Annotated in this window: 14 protein-coding genes; 4 read left to right on the forward strand and 10 right to left on the reverse strand. The window is 67.4% G+C overall.

Translation table 11 applies throughout. The features are described from left to right. Window positions 1-24 precede the first annotated feature (24 nt). Window positions 25-483 carry a MarR family winged helix-turn-helix transcriptional regulator gene (locus AC3FKG_RS04890; protein ID WP_483712844.1) on the forward strand — a complete coding sequence of 153 codons (459 nt, stop codon included), beginning with the start codon at window positions 25-27 and terminating at the stop codon, window positions 481-483. Here the strand turns inward: AC3FKG_RS04890 and AC3FKG_RS04895 are convergent. Continuing rightward, on the reverse strand, window positions 480-935 hold the full coding sequence (locus AC3FKG_RS04895) for a YccF domain-containing protein (RefSeq protein ID WP_483712843.1): 456 nt from the start codon (window positions 933-935) through the stop codon (window positions 480-482). The two genes, AC3FKG_RS04890 and AC3FKG_RS04895, sit on opposite strands and share 4 nt — an antisense overlap. A 350-nt stretch (window positions 936-1,285) precedes the next feature. Here AC3FKG_RS04895 and AC3FKG_RS04900 point away from each other — a divergent pair, with 350 nt between their 5' ends. Then, window positions 1,286-2,218: a 2-hydroxyacid dehydrogenase gene (locus tag AC3FKG_RS04900; protein WP_488742550.1), complete on the forward strand. Its 933-nt coding sequence runs from the start codon at window positions 1,286-1,288 to the stop codon at window positions 2,216-2,218. Between the two features lie 13 nt (window positions 2,219-2,231). Here the strand turns inward: AC3FKG_RS04900 and AC3FKG_RS04905 are convergent, their stop codons facing one another. Genes AC3FKG_RS04905 through zwf form a run of 5 tightly spaced genes read right to left on the reverse strand, consistent with a single transcriptional unit; the run spans window position 2,232 to window position 7,438 of the window. Next, window positions 2,232-3,563 (reverse strand): sensor histidine kinase, encoded by a 1,332-nt coding sequence (locus AC3FKG_RS04905; protein ID WP_483712841.1) that lies wholly within the window; start codon window positions 3,561-3,563, stop codon window positions 2,232-2,234. Continuing rightward, window positions 3,563-4,261 (reverse strand): response regulator, encoded by a 699-nt coding sequence (locus AC3FKG_RS04910; RefSeq protein ID WP_488742551.1) that lies wholly within the window; start codon window positions 4,259-4,261, stop codon window positions 3,563-3,565. The genes AC3FKG_RS04905 and AC3FKG_RS04910 overlap by 1 nt, the downstream gene beginning before the upstream one ends. Before the next feature lie 3 nt (window positions 4,262-4,264). Further along, on the reverse strand, window positions 4,265-5,284 hold the full coding sequence (locus AC3FKG_RS04915) for a glucokinase (RefSeq protein WP_483712839.1): 1,020 nt from the start codon (window positions 5,282-5,284) through the stop codon (window positions 4,265-4,267). An 8-nt stretch (window positions 5,285-5,292) separates the two neighbouring features. Further along, the gene (gene pgl, locus AC3FKG_RS04920; RefSeq protein WP_488742552.1) at window positions 5,293-5,973 is read right to left on the reverse strand and encodes a 6-phosphogluconolactonase; all 681 of its coding nucleotides are present in this window, start codon (window positions 5,971-5,973) and stop codon (window positions 5,293-5,295) included. A 16-nt stretch (window positions 5,974-5,989) separates the two neighbouring features. Further along, window positions 5,990-7,438: a glucose-6-phosphate dehydrogenase gene (gene zwf / locus AC3FKG_RS04925; protein WP_483714429.1), complete on the reverse strand. Its 1,449-nt coding sequence runs from the start codon at window positions 7,436-7,438 to the stop codon at window positions 5,990-5,992. A gap of 257 nt (window positions 7,439-7,695) precedes the next feature. On the opposite strand from zwf, the gene edd reads away from it, so the two are divergent. Next, window positions 7,696-9,531, forward strand: coding sequence for a phosphogluconate dehydratase (gene edd, locus AC3FKG_RS04930; protein ID WP_488742553.1), 1,836 nt, complete (start codon window positions 7,696-7,698; stop codon window positions 9,529-9,531). Here edd and AC3FKG_RS04935 read toward each other — a convergent pair. Both AC3FKG_RS04935 and AC3FKG_RS04940 read right to left on the reverse strand, forming a co-directional pair. Next, window positions 9,528-10,436, reverse strand: a complete 909-nt coding sequence (locus AC3FKG_RS04935) for a mechanosensitive ion channel family protein (RefSeq protein WP_483712836.1) — start codon at window positions 10,434-10,436, stop codon at window positions 9,528-9,530. The genes edd and AC3FKG_RS04935 overlap by 4 nt on opposite strands. A 244-nt stretch (window positions 10,437-10,680) precedes the next feature. Further along, window positions 10,681-11,940: an MFS transporter gene (locus AC3FKG_RS04940; RefSeq protein ID WP_488742554.1), complete on the reverse strand. Its 1,260-nt coding sequence runs from the start codon at window positions 11,938-11,940 to the stop codon at window positions 10,681-10,683. A 366-nt stretch (window positions 11,941-12,306) separates the two neighbouring features. On the opposite strand from AC3FKG_RS04940, the gene AC3FKG_RS04945 reads away from it, so the two are divergent. Continuing rightward, window positions 12,307-12,477, forward strand: coding sequence for a hypothetical protein (locus AC3FKG_RS04945; protein WP_483714523.1), 171 nt, complete (start codon window positions 12,307-12,309; stop codon window positions 12,475-12,477). 71 nt (window positions 12,478-12,548) lie between these two features. Here AC3FKG_RS04945 and AC3FKG_RS04950 read toward each other — a convergent pair whose 3' ends face one another. Beyond that, the gene (locus AC3FKG_RS04950; RefSeq protein ID WP_488742555.1) at window positions 12,549-14,150 is read right to left on the reverse strand and encodes a peptide chain release factor 3; all 1,602 of its coding nucleotides are present in this window, start codon (window positions 14,148-14,150) and stop codon (window positions 12,549-12,551) included. Between the two features lie 120 nt (window positions 14,151-14,270). Continuing rightward, the gene (locus AC3FKG_RS04955; protein ID WP_483712833.1) at window positions 14,271-15,266 is read right to left on the reverse strand and encodes a YihY/virulence factor BrkB family protein; all 996 of its coding nucleotides are present in this window, start codon (window positions 15,264-15,266) and stop codon (window positions 14,271-14,273) included. Between the last annotated feature and the right edge of the window lie 403 nt (window positions 15,267-15,669).

A 15,669-nucleotide genomic window follows, 5' to 3' on the forward strand; every position in this document is an offset into this window, starting at 1 on the left:
TCCGCTCCCCTGTACGGATCCGCTATGAAAGCCCTGCCCCGCCTGGACCAGTTCCTGACCTACCGCCTGCACCAGGTCAACAAACTCAGCGACAAGGACAGCGCCTACGCCTACCTGGAGCAATGTGGCCTGCTGCTCAGCGAAGGCCGCTGCCTGGCCGCCATTGGCGCGTTCGCGCCGCTGTCGGTCAATGCGCTGGCGCAGAAGGCCAACCTGACCAAGGGCCAGGCGAGCCGCTCGGCGCAAGCTCTGGTCGCTCGCGGCCTGGTCAGCAAGTCCGCGAGCGAGGCGGACGGGCGCGGCGTGGTGCTCGAGCTAACGCCGCAAGGCAAGCCGATGTATCGGCAGGCCATTGCGATGATCGCCCGCCGCAACGAGGAAATCTTTGGCTGCCTGAACGAGCAGGAGCAGGCGGTGCTGGGCGGGCTGCTCGACAAGCTGGTGGCCCACGCCACGCGTGACGACCAGGCCGGCGACGCTTAGCGCCTAAGCCCGTCCACGTGGTCACGCGCCGCGCCGCGTCGCGCGGCCTCGGCCACCTCATTGGGCACCACGGTCTGCCCGATCGGTGCCAGCGCGATGCCGGCCAGCTTCAGGTGCTGGATGGCGAACGGAATGCCGATGATGGTCACAAAGCACGCGATGGCCGACATCACGTGGCCGATCGCCAGCCAGATCCCGGCAAAGAGGAACCACAGCACATTGCCGACCATGCCGAGCGCGCCGGTGCCGATATCGTCGCGCTGGTTCAGCTCGCGCCGGCTGATCGCCTGCTTGCCGAACGGAAAGAAGGTGAAGCTGCCGATCACGAAGCACGCCTTGCCCCATGGAATGCCGACGATCGAGCAGAAGGCCAGCAGCCCCGCCAGCCACCAGGCCAGGCCCATGAAGACGCCGCCAAGAATGAACCAGAGGAAATTGCCAATCGCGCGCATGCATGCATTCCGGAAGTGAAGGAGTTCCCGATGATACGCGCCGGCCAAAGCGTACCCGTTTCTGCGTGCCTGCCAAACGCGCCGGGACGTCCGGGATTTCCGCAGTCAAAGCCAGCACCGGCACGCGCAAACATGCCGACTTTCCTGAAGCACGGCATACCAAAGCGTACCCAATTCTGCGTGCGTACCCGTTTCTGCGAACACCGCTCGAGGAGGCAGCCGTACCCGTTTCTGCGTGCCGACATAGAGACAGCCGTCCACGCGGCGTGGCGCTGCAGGGCTAGAATGTGCGCCTCGTCTCCCTTGCGCCCTACGCCGTGACCACGGCAGTCGCTCCCGCAGTCTCCGTCATGAAGCCCGTCCTGCTTGTCCTGAACCCGATGTCGTCACAACACCTCGCCAGCCTTGGCGAGCGATTCACGGTGCACTACGCGCCGGATGCCGCCGCGCGCGCCGATGCCGTGGCTACGCATGGCAGCACGGTACGCGCGGTACTCACGATCGGCTCGATTGGCCTGACGGCGGCGGAGATCGACGCCATGCCGCAGCTGGAGTTGGTCAGCGCGCTCGGCGCCGGCTATGAAAACATCGCGCACACGCATGCCCGCGCGCGCGGCATCGCCGTGGCCAATGGCGCCGGCACCAATGACAGTTGCGTAGCCGATCACGCCATGGCGCTGTTGCTGGCCGTGGTGCGCGCGGTCCCGCAACTGGACCTCGCCACGCGCGCCGGCCAGTGGCGTGACACGCTGCCGCTGAGCCCGAACTTCTCGGGCAAGCGGATGGGCATCGTCGGCCTGGGAACCATTGGCCGCCGCATCGCGCGGCGCGGCGAAGGCTTCGACCTGGAAATCGGCTATCACAACCGCACGGCGCGAGCCGATACGACGTACCGGTATTTCGACAGCATCCCCGCGCTGGCGCAGTGGGCCGATTACCTCATCATCGCGACGCCCGGCGGTGCCGGCACGCGCCACCTCGTGGACGCCGGCGTGCTGGCCGCACTGGGTCCGGACGGCTTCCTCGTCAACATCGCGCGCGGCAGCGTGGTGGATACCGCCGCGCTCGCGCAGGCGCTGCGCGCGGGGACCGTTCGCGGTGCCGGCCTGGATGTTTACGAAACCGAGCCGGCACCGCCAACGGTGCTGCTCGACTGCCCGAACGTGGTGTTGACCCCGCACATGGCCGGCTGGTCGCCGGAGGCGATCCAGGCATCGGTGGACCAGTTCATCGAGAATGCCCGCCGCCACTTTGCCGGCGAGCCGCTGCTGACGCCGGTCTGAACCGCGAGCCGGCTCAGGCGGCCGGGAACGTCACGCGCACGCGCAGGCCGGGCGCAGCGTCCTCCAGCGCCAGGCTGGCGCCATGCGACTGCGCGATCTCGGCGACGATGGCCAGCCCGAGTCCGCTGCCGCCGGTGGGGGCATCGGGCAAGCGGTAGAAGCGGTCGAAGACGCGCCCGCGCTCGGCGGCGGGAATGCCCGGCCCGTTATCGCTGACCACCAGCTCCACCTGGCTGCCTTGCGGCGCCCTCACCTGCACGTCGACGCGGCTGCCGCGCGGAACGTACGCCAGCGCGTTGTCGATCAGGTTGGTCAGCAGGATGCGCAGGGCATCGGCATCGCCGCGTATGCGGGCTGCCGGCAGGCTGTCGGCGTCCATGCCGAGGTCGATTTCACGGTCGAGCGCGGCCTGCGCCATATCGGCCACCACGCCGGCTGCCAGCTCGGGCAGGTCCAGCGGCTCATGCGGCAGCGTTACCGCGCCGGGCTCCTGGCGCGCCAGCGTCAGCAACTGCGCCACCAGATGGGTCAGGCGCTCCAGCCCCTGGCGCAATTTGCCGACCGCCTCGCGCCGGGCCTGCGGATCTTCGGCGCGCTCCACCAGTTGCGCCTGCAACTGCAATGCCGTCAGTGGCGTGCGCAGCGCGTGCGCGGCATCGGCCACGAACGCGCGCTGGGTATCGAGCGCGTGCGACAGCCGTCCCAGCAACTGGTCGAGTGCGGCGCTGAGCGGCGCGATCTCGTCGGGCATCGGGCGCTTGGCCAGCGGCGCGAGTGAACTGGCGTCGCGCGCCCGCACTTCGGTGGCGATCTCGCGCAAGGGCCGCAGCCCGCGGCCCACCGCCATCCATACCAGCCAGGCCAGCAACGGCAGCAGGAGCAGCAGCGGCGCCACGGTGCGCAGCGCCATGCGCGCGGCCAGCGTGCGCCGCGCGCTCATGGGCTGCGCGATCTGAACCACGGCGGGTCCCAGCTGCATGCTGTAGAGCCGCCATTCGCCTTCGCCGGTGGTGACATTGGAAAAGCCCAGTTCCGCCCGTGCCGGCAACGCCGGATGCGCGTGCGAAAGGTACAGGCTGCGGCCCGAGCCGTCCCAGATATGGATGACCACGTCCTCGTCCGCGTGCAGCAGGTCGGCGCTGGCGCCCCCTTCCATGATGAACGGCGCCGCCACCGGGTCCACAAACTGGCTCGGCAAGGCGGCGGCGACCTGCTTCATCTGGTAGTCGAACAGCGCATTGGCCTCCTGGCGGGCCTGCCCGTAGATCAGCACGGTGGCCATGGCAATGCCGGCGAGCAGGCCGGCGGCGAGCCACCATAGCAAGGTTCGCTGGATCGAGCGCATCAGTGTCCTGGTTCCTCTTCGAGCCGGGGCACGACATAGCCCACGCCCCGGATATTGCGGATCAGCGCGGCGCCGAATTTCTTGCGCAGCGCGTGGATATAGACCTCCACCGTATTGCTGCCGACTTCGTCGTCCCAGCCGTACAAGCGCTCCTGCAACTGCGCCACCGACCACACCTTGCCCGGACGCGCCATCAGCGCCGACAGCAGCGAGAATTCTCGCGCGGACAGCCGCACGGGCTCGCCGCCCAGCGTCACTTCGCGCGTCGCCGCGTTGAGCGAAATGGCACCGTAGCTGAGGATCGGCTCGGCCCGTCCTTCCGCGCGGCGTGCGAGCGCATGCATGCGCGCGGCCAGTTCCTGCAGGTCGAACGGCTTGACGAGGTAATCGTCGGCGCCCGCATTGAGCCCGGCCACGCGGTCCGCCACCGCGTCGCGCGCGGTCAGGATCAGCACCGGCGTGGATACGCCGCGCGCACGCAGCGCGCGCAGCACGTCCAGGCCCGACCGGCGCGGCAGCCCGAGGTCCAGCAGGATCAGGTCATAGCAGGCTGCGTCGCCGGGCCCACCCACGGGCGTGGCGGCGGCAAGACCGGCCTCGCCGTCCTGGACCCAGTCCACCGCAAACCCTTCCTGACGCAGCGCGAGCTTCACGCTGTCGCCGATCATGGCATCGTCTTCCACCAGCAACACACGCATGTCTTATCCGATCGTTGGCTGGCCGGGATGAAGCGTATCCGCCAGCGCGCGCGCCAGCCCGGGCAGCGCGGGATAGCTGGCGGTAATCACGTATACCGGCAGCTTGTCGAGGTAGCCCTGCATGCGTCCCTTGGCGACGAAGCGCGCGTTGAACGCGGACGCCTGCAGCGCCGGCACGAAACGCGGCAGGATGCCGCCACCCAGGTAAACGCCCCCGAGCGCGCCGAGCACCAGCGCCACATCCGCCGCGACCGAGCCGAGCAGGCCGAAGAATACCGCCATGGTGCGCTCGCAGAGCGGATCGTGGCGCTCGAACGCGCCCGTGGTGACCTGCTCCGGCGTCAGCGGCGCGTCGGCGAGCGTACCCGTTTCTGCGGACAGCGCGGCGTGGATATGCGACAGCCCCATGCCCGACAAAAGACGCTCCGCCGACACGCGTCCGAAGGTACGGTGCGCGGCTTGCCAGGCGATCCACTCGTCATCGGTCACGGGCATCAGCTCGATATGACCGCCCTCTCCCGCCAAGGCCACGGCACTGCCAGCGGGACACGGCACAAGACCCGACACGCCAAGTCCGGTGCCGGGTCCCACCAGCGCGCGCGGCGCGGTGGCCACGGCCTGGCCCGGCCGCACCTGCACGAGATCGCTCGCGCGGAGGTAAGGCAAGCCCAGTGCAAGCGAAGTGAAGTCGTTGATGGCGACCAGCCGCTCCAGCCCGACCGCCTGCCGCGTAGCCTCGACCGAGAAAGCCCAGTCGTGGTTGGTCAGCCGCACTTGGTCGCCGGTGACCGGATTGGCCAGGCCGATGGCCGCATGACGCGGCAGCGTGGCGCGCGCGGCGCGCAGGCCGTCCAGATAGTGGCGCATGGCCGCTTCGAGCGACGCGTGGTCGGCCACTTTCAGGGCGGTCACCGCGCCAATCTGCATCGGCGCCGTTTCGAGCGCAAAGCGCACGTTGGTGCCGCCCACGTCGGCAAGCAGGCGCGGGTAGGTGTCGTCGACAGACACGGCCGAAGCAGTCATGGCATGGCTCATGCGCGGAAAATATCGAAACCGTGACGCTGGTTGGCGAGCACGATGCTGACCGGCAAGGCAGGCGTCGGCCCTTGTTTGGCGCGATCGAGCACCTTGCCTTTGACCTCGCCCGCAATGGCCAGGAACGTCCGCTCGGCGGCCAGTATCGCGGCCATGTTCAGCGTCACGCGGACATGCGGCGCGTTGGCCGGGTGCGTGACCAGGTAGCCAGGCTTGGGGTCGCTCAGCGCAGTCTGCAGTTCGGGCGCGTCGGGAAACAGCGAACCGGTGTGGCCGTCCTCGCCCATGCCGAGGACGATCACGTCGGGCTGGCGGTACGCCTGGTTCAGGCGCGCCACCGCGCGCTCCGGAGCGGCCACTTCGGCGGCGTCGGCGATCAGCGGCACGAACGCTGCGCGCCCCGCGGCCTCGCGCAGCAGGTGCGCGCGCACCAGCGCGCCGTTGCTGTCAGGATCATCTGGCGGCACCGCGCGTTCGTCGACCAGCGTGACGGTCACGGCTTCCCAGCGCACGGGGCGGTAGCGCAGGCGCTCGAACATCGGGATCGGCGAGCGGCTGCCCGAGACCGCAAGCACGGCCCAGCCGTTGACGCGAATCGCCAGGTCCAGCGCATGGCCGATGGAGATCGCCAGCGCTTCGGCCTGGTCCATCACCGTTGCATGTTCGAACTCGCGCATGATTTGTGTCTCCGTGTCAGGCTTCCTCGTGCCACAGCGCGTCGTCGCGCGACATCAGCGCCGACGAGGCAGCCGGGCCCCACGTGCCCGCGGTATACGGCTTGGGCGGCACGTTGCTTTCCTGCCAGGTGTCGAGGATCGGCTCGACCCAGCGCCATGCCTGCACCTGCTCGTCACGCCGCACGAACAGGCCCAGCCGGCCGCGAATCACGTCGAGCAGCAGGCGCTCATAGGCACCGGCGCGGCGCACCTTGAACGAGTTAGCGAAATCGAGATCGAGCGACGTCGGCGTCAGCTCCAGCGTGTCGCCGGGCTGCTTGACCAGGAAGTACAGCCGGATGCTCTCTTCCGGCTGCAGCTGGATCACGAGCCGGTTCTGCGGCGACAGCGTCAGCGGGCGCGGAAAGATGGCATGCGGCACGTCGCGGAAATGAATCACGATCTCGGCCACGCGCGACTGCATGCGCTTGCCGGTGCGCAGGTAGAACGGCACGCCTTCCCAGCGCCAGTTGGCGATCTCCGCCTTGATCGCGACGAAGGTCTCGGTGCGGCTGTCGGCGGCAATGCCCTTCTCGTCGAGATAGCCCGCCACCGGCTTGCCGCCGATAGCGCCGGCCCGGTACTGGCCGCGCACGGTCTTCTCGGCCACCGCCTGTGGCGTGATCGGCTTGAGCGCCTTGAGGATCTTGATCTTCTCGTCGCGGATGGCGTCTTCGGACAGGCTGGAGGGCGGCTCCATGGCCACCATGCACAGCAGTTGCAGCAGGTGGTTCTGCACCATGTCGCGCAGTGCGCCGGTCCGGTCATAGAAATCGCCGCGCGTTTCGACGCCGAGCTCCTCGGCAATGGTGATCTGCACGTCCTGCACCCATTCGCGCCGCCACAGCGGCTCGAACAGCGCATTGCCGAAGCGGATCGCCATCAGGTTCTGCACCGACTCCTTGCCCAGGTAGTGATCGATGCGATAGATCTGGTCTTCGGCGAAGAACTTCGCCACGGCGGCGTTGATCGCTTCCGACGATTCGAGGTCGTGCCCCAGCGGTTTTTCCAGCACGATGCGCACATTGGGCGTGTTCAGCCCCGTGCGCGCGAGCTGCTCGCAGATCGGCACGAACAGGTGCGGCGCGGTGGCCAGGTAGCACACCACGACTTCAGGACGGCGCGACAGCACCTTCTCGGCGAGCGCGTCGAAGTGCGCGGGCACGCGTGCGTCGGCCTGCACGTAGCAGATGCGGGCCAAAAACGCGGCCCATGAGTCAGGCGGCGCATGGGCCAGCCCCGGGCGCACGCCCTGCTCCAGCGAATCGAGGTAATCCTGCTGGCTGAGCGGCTGGCTTCCCGTAGCCAGGATGCGCGCCTGCGGATGCAGCAGCCCGGCGTGATGGGCTTCAAACAGGGATGGCAGCAGCTTGCGCCGCGCCAGGTCGCCAGTGCCGCCAAACAACACCATGTCGAAATCAGGCATGCTCACCGTGGACTCCTTGAAGGATGGCGGTCAGAACACTGCGAGCGCTGCGAGCGCGGCCCTGCCCGATGCGGCCTCATGGATTGAGTGTCTGCCCGCGGCGCATAAGTTCCGGGCAGTTTACGTGAGTCCCCGCCGCTTGGCGAGGCGCGCGCGCCACAAGCGTACCCGTTTCTGCGTGACCGGCGCCGATCCCGTGGCGCGTGCAGCGTGCCGCGAAGTGCGCTAGGCTGGAAGCAACCTTGCAGGAGAATCCTATGCCACGTCACCCAGTGCTCGAACGGGTCACGGCCCGCATCGTCTCGCGCAGCGGCCCTTCCCGGCAGGCCTACCTCGACCGCACCCGCGCCATGGCGGGCCAGAAGGTCGAGCGCTCCCAGATATCGTGTACCAACCTCGCGCACGCCATCGCCGCCATGCCGGACGAAGCCAAGATCCGGCTCAAGGCCGACGAGCGGCCCAACCTGGCGATCGTCTCCGCGTACAACGACATGTTGTCCGCTCACCAGCCGCTGGCAGCGTTCCCGAAGTGGCTCAAGGAAGCCGCGCTGGAGGCCGGCGGCACCGCGCAGTTCGCCGGCGGCACGCCCGCCATGTGCGACGGCGTGACCCAGGGGCAGGACGGCATGGACCTGTCGCTGTTCTCGCGCGATGTGATTGCACTGGCCACGGCGGTAGCGCTGTCGCATCAGATGTTCGATGGCGCGCTGTACCTGGGCGTGTGCGACAAGATCGTGCCGGGGCTGGTGATGGGCGCCCTGTCGTTCGGCCACCTGCCAGCGGTGTTCGTGCCGGGCGGCCCGATGACCACGGGCCTTAGCAACGACGAGAAGGCGCACGTGCGCCAGCTCTATGCCGAAGGCAAGATCGGCCGCAAGGAACTGCTCGAAGCCGAGACGCGTTCCTACCACGGCCCGGGCACCTGCACGTTCTACGGCACGGCCAACTCGAACCAGATGCTGATGGAGATGATGGGCCTGCATCTGCCGGGCACGGCCTTCATCAATCCGAACACGCCGCTGCGCGAAGCGCTCACGCGCGAATCGGCGCGGCAGGCGCTGCGGCTGGTGCATGGCGGCGAACGCTATACGCCCGTTGCCGAGGTGCTGGACGAGCATGCCTTTGTCAATGGCATCGTCGGCCTGCTCGCCACGGGCGGCTCGACCAACCACACGCTGCACCTGATCGCCATGGCGCGTGTCGCCGGCATCGTGCTGACGTGGGATGACTTCGACGAACTGTCGGCGGCGGTGCCGCTGCTCGCGCGCGTCTATCCGAATGGCAAGGCCGACGTGAACCAGTTCCAGGCTGCGGGCGGGCTCTCCGTGGTGATCCGCGGGCTGCTCGAACTGGGCCTGCTTCATGACGACGTGAACACGGTCGTCGGCCGCGGGCTGGAAGCCTACACGCGCGAGCCGGTGCTGCGCGACGGCAAGCTTGAATGGATCGACGGTCCGGCTACCACGCTGGAGGACACCATCGTGCGCGGTGCCGCCCAGCCGTTTCTGCCGGACGGCGGCATCAAGCTGCTCGATGGCAGGTTGGGGCGCGCGGTAATCAAGACCTCTGCGGTGAAGCCGGAGCACCAGGTGGTGGAAGCGCCTGCGATCGTGTTCGAGCACCAGGACGACGTGATTGCCGCGTTCAAGCGAGGCGAACTGGAGCGCGACTTCGTCGCGGTGCTGCCGTGGCAAGGGCCGGCGTCATGCGGCATGCCCGAACTTCACAAGCTCACGCCGACGCTGACGGTGCTGCAGGACCGGGGCTTCCATGTCGCGCTGGTGACCGATGGGCGCATGTCGGGTGCATCGGGCAAGGTGCCCGCGGCCATCCACGTCTGTCCGGAAGCGCTGAACGGCGGCGGCATCGGGCGCGTGCGCACGGGCGACATGGTGCGTGTCGATGCGCCCGCCGGTGTGCTGACCGTGCTCCTGGACGATGCCGAGTGGAATGCGCGGGAGTCCGTACGGCCGGACCTGAGCGCCAACCGTCACGGCGTGGGTCGCGACCTGTTCGCGACCTTCCGCCGCAACGTCAGCGACGCCGAAGCGGGTGCCTGCACGCTCTTCGCCGATGAAGACGCGCGCGCCTAGCCCGCGCGGCGCAACGGGTTGGCGCGCGGATCCGGCGTGGCTGCCGCCGGCGTGGTGACCGGCGTTGCGCCCGGGTCCGGCATACGGACTTCCTGGATCGGCACCGCGATCTTGCAGCCAGCGTCCTCCAGCACGTGCTTGATGCGCTCATAGAACGCGTATCGCACGGCCCAGTAGTGTTCGTTGGAGGTCCAGCAGCGCAGGTTCAGCGTAATGCCCTGCTGCGTGTAGTTGACCACCATCGCCTCGGGCTTCGGCTCGGGCAGCAGGCGCGGTTCGTCGGACAGCAGCTTGCGCAGCGCGTCTAGCCCCTTGTGCATATCGCTGCCGAATGCCACGGTGGTCTCGATGTCCATGCGGCGCGAGGGGTTCTCGCTGTAGTTCGTGATCGCGCTGCCCCACAGCTTGCCATTCGGCACGCGCAGGCAGACCCCGTCGGCCGTGGTCAGTTCAGTCATGAACAGCCCGGTCTCGCGCACCGTACCGGCCACGCCCTGCGCATCGATATATTGCCCCACGCGGAACGGCCGCAGCAGCACCAGCATGATGCCCGCGGCAATGTTCTGCAGCGTGCCCTGCAGCGCGAGCCCGATCGCAAGGCCGGCAGCACCGAGCATGGCGATGATGCTTGCGGTCTGCACCCCGAACTGCGACAGCACCAGCACGATGGTCAGCACGCGAACCATCCACTGAATCGCGCTGGCGAGTAGCGGCCGTATGGTCTCGTCGACGTGGGTGCGATCGAGTGCGCGGTGGATGGCCGCGGCCGCGCAGCCGGACAGCCACCAGCCGGCGATCAGGATCAGCAGGGCTGCAATGGCGTTCAGGCCCTGGTGCAGGGAGAACTGCACGAGGAAATTCCAGGCAGTCTCGATTTTGGCGGCGTCGATGCTCCAGTTATTCAAAAGCGGCTCCTGTCTTTGGGGGCGTACCCGTTTCTGCGCGCGCAAATCTGCATGGCGCGACGGTCCGAAGCCGCCGCAAAGCCATATATACGCCCCTTGATCGCGTAAAAATGTCGGACATTCACCGACAAAGGGCGCGATTGCGCAATTGATCCTGCTTCTAAGAGGACCGGTACAAGGGGAATTGGTTTCCCGCCCCAGGGATCGCAATCACGCAGAAACAGGTACGCTCACCACCCCGCGCTCAGCGCGGATGGTCGTGCAGGCGGTCGCGGTGGGTCAGTGCCGGGAACACGCGCATCCACAGCGCCACCACCAGCAGCGTGCCCACGCCGCCCATGACCACCGCGCCGATCGGGCCCAGCAGCGCCGCGGTCACGCCGGACTCGAACTCGCCCAATTGATTGGACGCGCCAATGAAGACCGAGTTGACGGCGCCGACGCGCCCGCGCATGTCGTCGGGCGTATCGAGCTGGACCAGCGTCGAGCGCACCACCACGCTGATCATGTCCGACGCGCCCAGCACGACGAGCGCAGCCATCGACAAGGGCAGCCAGTGCGACACGCCGAACACCAGCGTGGCCGTGCCGAATACCGCCACGGCGCCGAACATCACCTTGCCCGCGCGGCGATTGAGCGGATGACCGGCCAGCCACAGCGCCGTGACCAGCGCGCCGATGGCCGGCGACGAGCGCAGCAGTCCCAGGCCCCACGGGCCGGTGTGCAGGATGTCGCGCGCATAGATCGGCAGCAGCGCGGTCGCCCCGCCGAGCAGCACCGCGAACAGGTCCAGCGAGATCGCGCCGAGCAGCACCGGGCGGCTGCGGATATAGGCAAACCCCGCAAACAGGGTCTTCACGCTGACCGGTGCGGTCAGCCGCTGCATGGGCTGGCGCAGCGTCAGGCCGCTGACGAGGACCGCGGCGACCGCGAACAGCGTCGCGCTCAGCGCATACACCACCCCCGGACCCGCCACATAGGCAAAGCCCCCGATGGCCGGGCCGATGATGATGGCGGCCTGCGCCGCCGAACTGGCCAGCGCCACGGCGCGCGGCAACTGGCGCGGTGTCACCACGCTGGGCAGCAGCGCCTGCAGCGTCGGCGTCTCGAACGCGCGCGCGGCACCGATCAGCGCGACGAACACGAAGATGTGCCCGGGGTTGATCCGGCCGGAAAGGCTCGCCACTGCCATCGCCACGGCGATAAGCGCTTCAAGCGCCTGGCAGGTACGGACGATGCGGCGGCGGTCGAAGCGGTCCGCCGCGTGACCGGATATCAGGATCAGCACAACAGACGGCAGAAACTGCACCAGCCCCACCAGGCCGAGCATGAACGCGTTGCGCGTCAGGTCGTACATCTGCCATCCGACCGCCACGGTGAAGATCTGGTAACCGATGGTGGTGCACAGGCGCGCGAACCAGAAGCGACGGAACGAGGTATCGCCGAAGATGCGCTCGGACGCATCGGTGGCAGCAGGGGCGGCAGGGGTGGCAGGGGAAGACATGGGCGGGGATCGCTGGCGGGCAGGGCAGGACAACAAAGATGCGCCGCTTCGGGCACTAAGTACGCCAGCGTGACGGCAAAAGCGCCATTTTAAGACGCGCCACCATTCTGCGTGCATGCAACTGCCGACATTCGCGCACGACGTGTTTCCCACGTGTCGCCAATGTATCGAACATGATGCATGGAGACGACAGAAGTACGACAAGATTCGCATTTATAATCGCGTCCTGACGCAGCGCACGCTCCACTTTCCGCTGCGCGTTTTTCAGGACCTTTCCGCGCGCGATTCCGCAGGCCTTCGCGGCCCAGGCATCGGTCGAGAGCGACATCTATTCGCACGGCGGCAGCGTGAAGACCACGCCGCTATATGCTGACGAACATCCGCGCCGGCTATGACTTCGGCAAGAATGCCAAGATCGCGGTCGGCATCAAGAACCTGTTCGACCGCCGCTATTTCACGCGCTCCAACGACCAGAACTTCGGCAAGTACGTCGGCATGCCGCGCACGTTCTACGTGCAGGCCACGCTGTCGTACTGATCCGGCAATTCCGGTAAAGCAAAACGGCCCGGAGCAATGCGGGCCGTTTTGCCATCTGTGCAAGGTTGGCGTCAGACGATCTCGCGCGTTTCCATGAACTGCACGTTCGGGAACTTCTCCTGCGTAAGCCGCAGGTTGACCATGCTCGGTGCCAGGTAGACGTGATCGCCCGCACCATCGAGCGCGACGTTGTGGCCCGCCTTGGCAATCAGTTTCTCGATCTCGCCCGGCTCGCCCCGCAGCCAGCGCGCAGTCGCGCATTCATGCGATTCGAAGATCGCGTCGACACCGTATTCATGCTCGAGCCGGTGCGCCACCACGTCGAACTGCAGGATACCCACCGCGCCCAGCACCAGGTCGTTGGACACCAGCGGGCGGAACATCTGCGTAGCGCCCTCTTCGGCCAGCTGCTGCAAACCCTTCTGCAACTGCTTGACCTTGAGCGGGTTGTTCAACCGCGCGCGGCGGAAGAATTCCGGCGCGAACGACGGGATGCCCGTGAACTTGAGCGGCTCGCCTTCTGTGAAGACATCGCCCAGGCGGATGGTGCCGTGGTTCGGCACGCCGATGATGTCGCCGGCGTAGGCTTCTTCCGTGGTGTTGCGGTCCTGCGCCATGAAGGTGATGGCGTTGTTGATCGCCACGGTCTTGCCCTGCGCCACGTGCAGCAGCTTCATGCCGCGCTCGAAGCGGCCCGAGCACACACGCACGAACGCAATGCGGTCGCGGTGGCGCGGGTCCATATTGGCCTGGATCTTGAACACGAAGCCCGTGAACTTGGCTTCCTGCGGCTCCACCACCCGCGTTTCGGTGTGGCGCGCGAGCGGCGGCGGTGACAGCTGGCACAGCGCGTCGAGCAGCGACTGCACGCCGAAGTTGTTGATCGCCGAACCGAAGTACACAGGCGTCTGCTTGCCGGCCAAAAAGGCGTCCTTGTCGAAGGTGTGCGAAGCGCCGCGCACCAGTTCGATCTCGAGTCGCAACTCATCCGCCTGGCTGCCCAGGATGCGGTCCAGCTCCGGGTTGTCGAGCCCGTCGAGAATCGCCGCCGTGCCCTTGTCGCCGCGCGGATCGAACAGCTGCACCTTGTCGTCGATCAGGTGGTACACGCCGCGGAACGCCTTGCCCATGCCGATCGGCCACGTCATGGGCGCGCACTGGATCTGCAGCACGTCCTCGATCTCGTCGAGCAGCTCGATCGGCGAGCGGCCTTCGCGGTCAAGCTTGTTGATGAAGGTGAGGATGGGTGTCGCGCGCAGACGGCAGACGTTGAGCAGCTTGATGGTCTGCGCTTCCACGCCGTTGACCGAGTCGATCACCATCACGGCCGAGTCGACCGCGGTCAGCGTGCGGTAGGTGTCCTCGGAGAAGTCCTCGTGGCCCGGCGTGTCGAGCAGGTTGACGATGTTCTCCTCGGCCTTGCCATCGGCAGCTTCGCGACGGTACGGGAACTGCATCACCGAAGACGTCACGGAAATGCCGCGCTGCTTCTCCAGCTCCATCCAGTCCGACGTGGCGTGGCGGTCTGCTTTGCGCGCGCGCACTTCGCCGGCCACCTGGATCGCGCCGCCGAACCACAGCAGCTTCTCGGTCAGCGTGGTTTTACCCGCGTCAGGGTGGGAAATAATGGCAAAGGTGCGTCGACGCGCAATTTCGGAAACGAGCGAGCTCACGGCGGATAGGAATCGGGAGGATTGCAGGGCCCGGCATGCGGGGGCCGGCCGGGCAACAGCGAGGACCGCACGCGGGCGGTCGGGCCGGCACTGCGGGCACGCACGAAAGGGAATGGGGCGCTATTTTACCGGTTCGCCGCCCGCCCCGGGAATCGCATCCACCTGCTGGCCGCGCAAGCTGCCAAACTGCAGCGCGTACTGGCGCGTGAGTTCGGCACCGAAAAAGAAGATCTGTGCCGAGTAATACACCCATAGCATCAGCGCCACGACCGAGCCCGCCGCCCCGTAGGAAGACGCCACCGCGCTGTTGCCGAGATAGAGGCCAATCCCGCGCTTGCCGACGGAGAACAGCAGCGCGGTGATGATCGCGCCCATGGTGACGTCACGCCAGGCGATGCGTGCATTGGGCAGCATCTTGAAGATCACTGCGAACAGCAGCGTCACGACTGAGAACGAGAACAGCGTGGACAACACGTCCGCCACCGGCGCGAACCAGGACTGCGTCCACAGCTGGCCCCAGAAGCGTTCCACCACGGCCAGCGCGGCATTGACGATCAGCGACACCAGCAACATGAACGCCAGCACCAGCACCAGGCTGAACGACAGCAGGCGCGAGCGCAGCAGCTGCTGCCAGCCCGCAGTGGCCGGCACGGGCACGTGCCAGATATCGTCCAGGCTGCTCTTGAGCTCGGCAAAGGCGCTGGTCGCGCCGACAAACAGGATGCCCGTGGCGATCATGGCGGCCGGGCCGCTGCCGCCGGCACGGTGCGTGGCGGCCAGGATACCCTGGATCGCGCTGGCGCCCTGCTCGCCGACCAGACCCTGCAGCTGCTCGAAGATCTCGCCACGCGCCGCTTCGGCGCCAAAGAACAGCCCCGCGATGGAAATCACGAGTACCAGGATCGGGGCCAGCGAGAACAGCATGTAGAACGACAGCGCCGCGCCCTTGCTGGCGGCGCGGTGGGCAAACCATGACTGCACGGCGGCCGTCACCACGCGGACGGTGCGCTGCCCGGTATGGCGATCAGGCAGGTAACGCCGCGCGCCCGGGGGCGGACGCGACGCGCCGGAGTGGCGATGTCGGTCATCTGGCAGGTTATGTTCTTCGGCGGCCATGCTCGGGAGGTCCTTCGCAGCATTAGGGACAGCACGCAGCGGACGCGGCACCTGCGTTCATGATACTGCGCATTGGTGCGCTTCACCGAGCCGGGGGCGCCATGCCCGGCAGTGCGGAACCAACCTGCTACAGTAAGACAAGGCACGCTTGCCAGCGCCTGTGACGCGACCTGCGCCGCAAGGACTGCGAAAGGAGGCAATGTGACCCTAATCACCCCGGGGCGGATCCTGACCGCCCTCCTTCTGCTCGGATTGAGCCTCGTCACCGGGGGCTGCGAGCGTAGCCAGCCCGGCCCCAAGCCAATTTCGGGCGCCACCGCGAGCGGTGCCAGCGAGTCGGCGGCTGCGGCGCAACCCACCTCACCACTGCGTTGAAGCGTACCCGTTTCTGCGTCCTGCCGTG

This window comes from Cupriavidus sp. 22TCCZM04-2 (assembly GCF_057798895.1).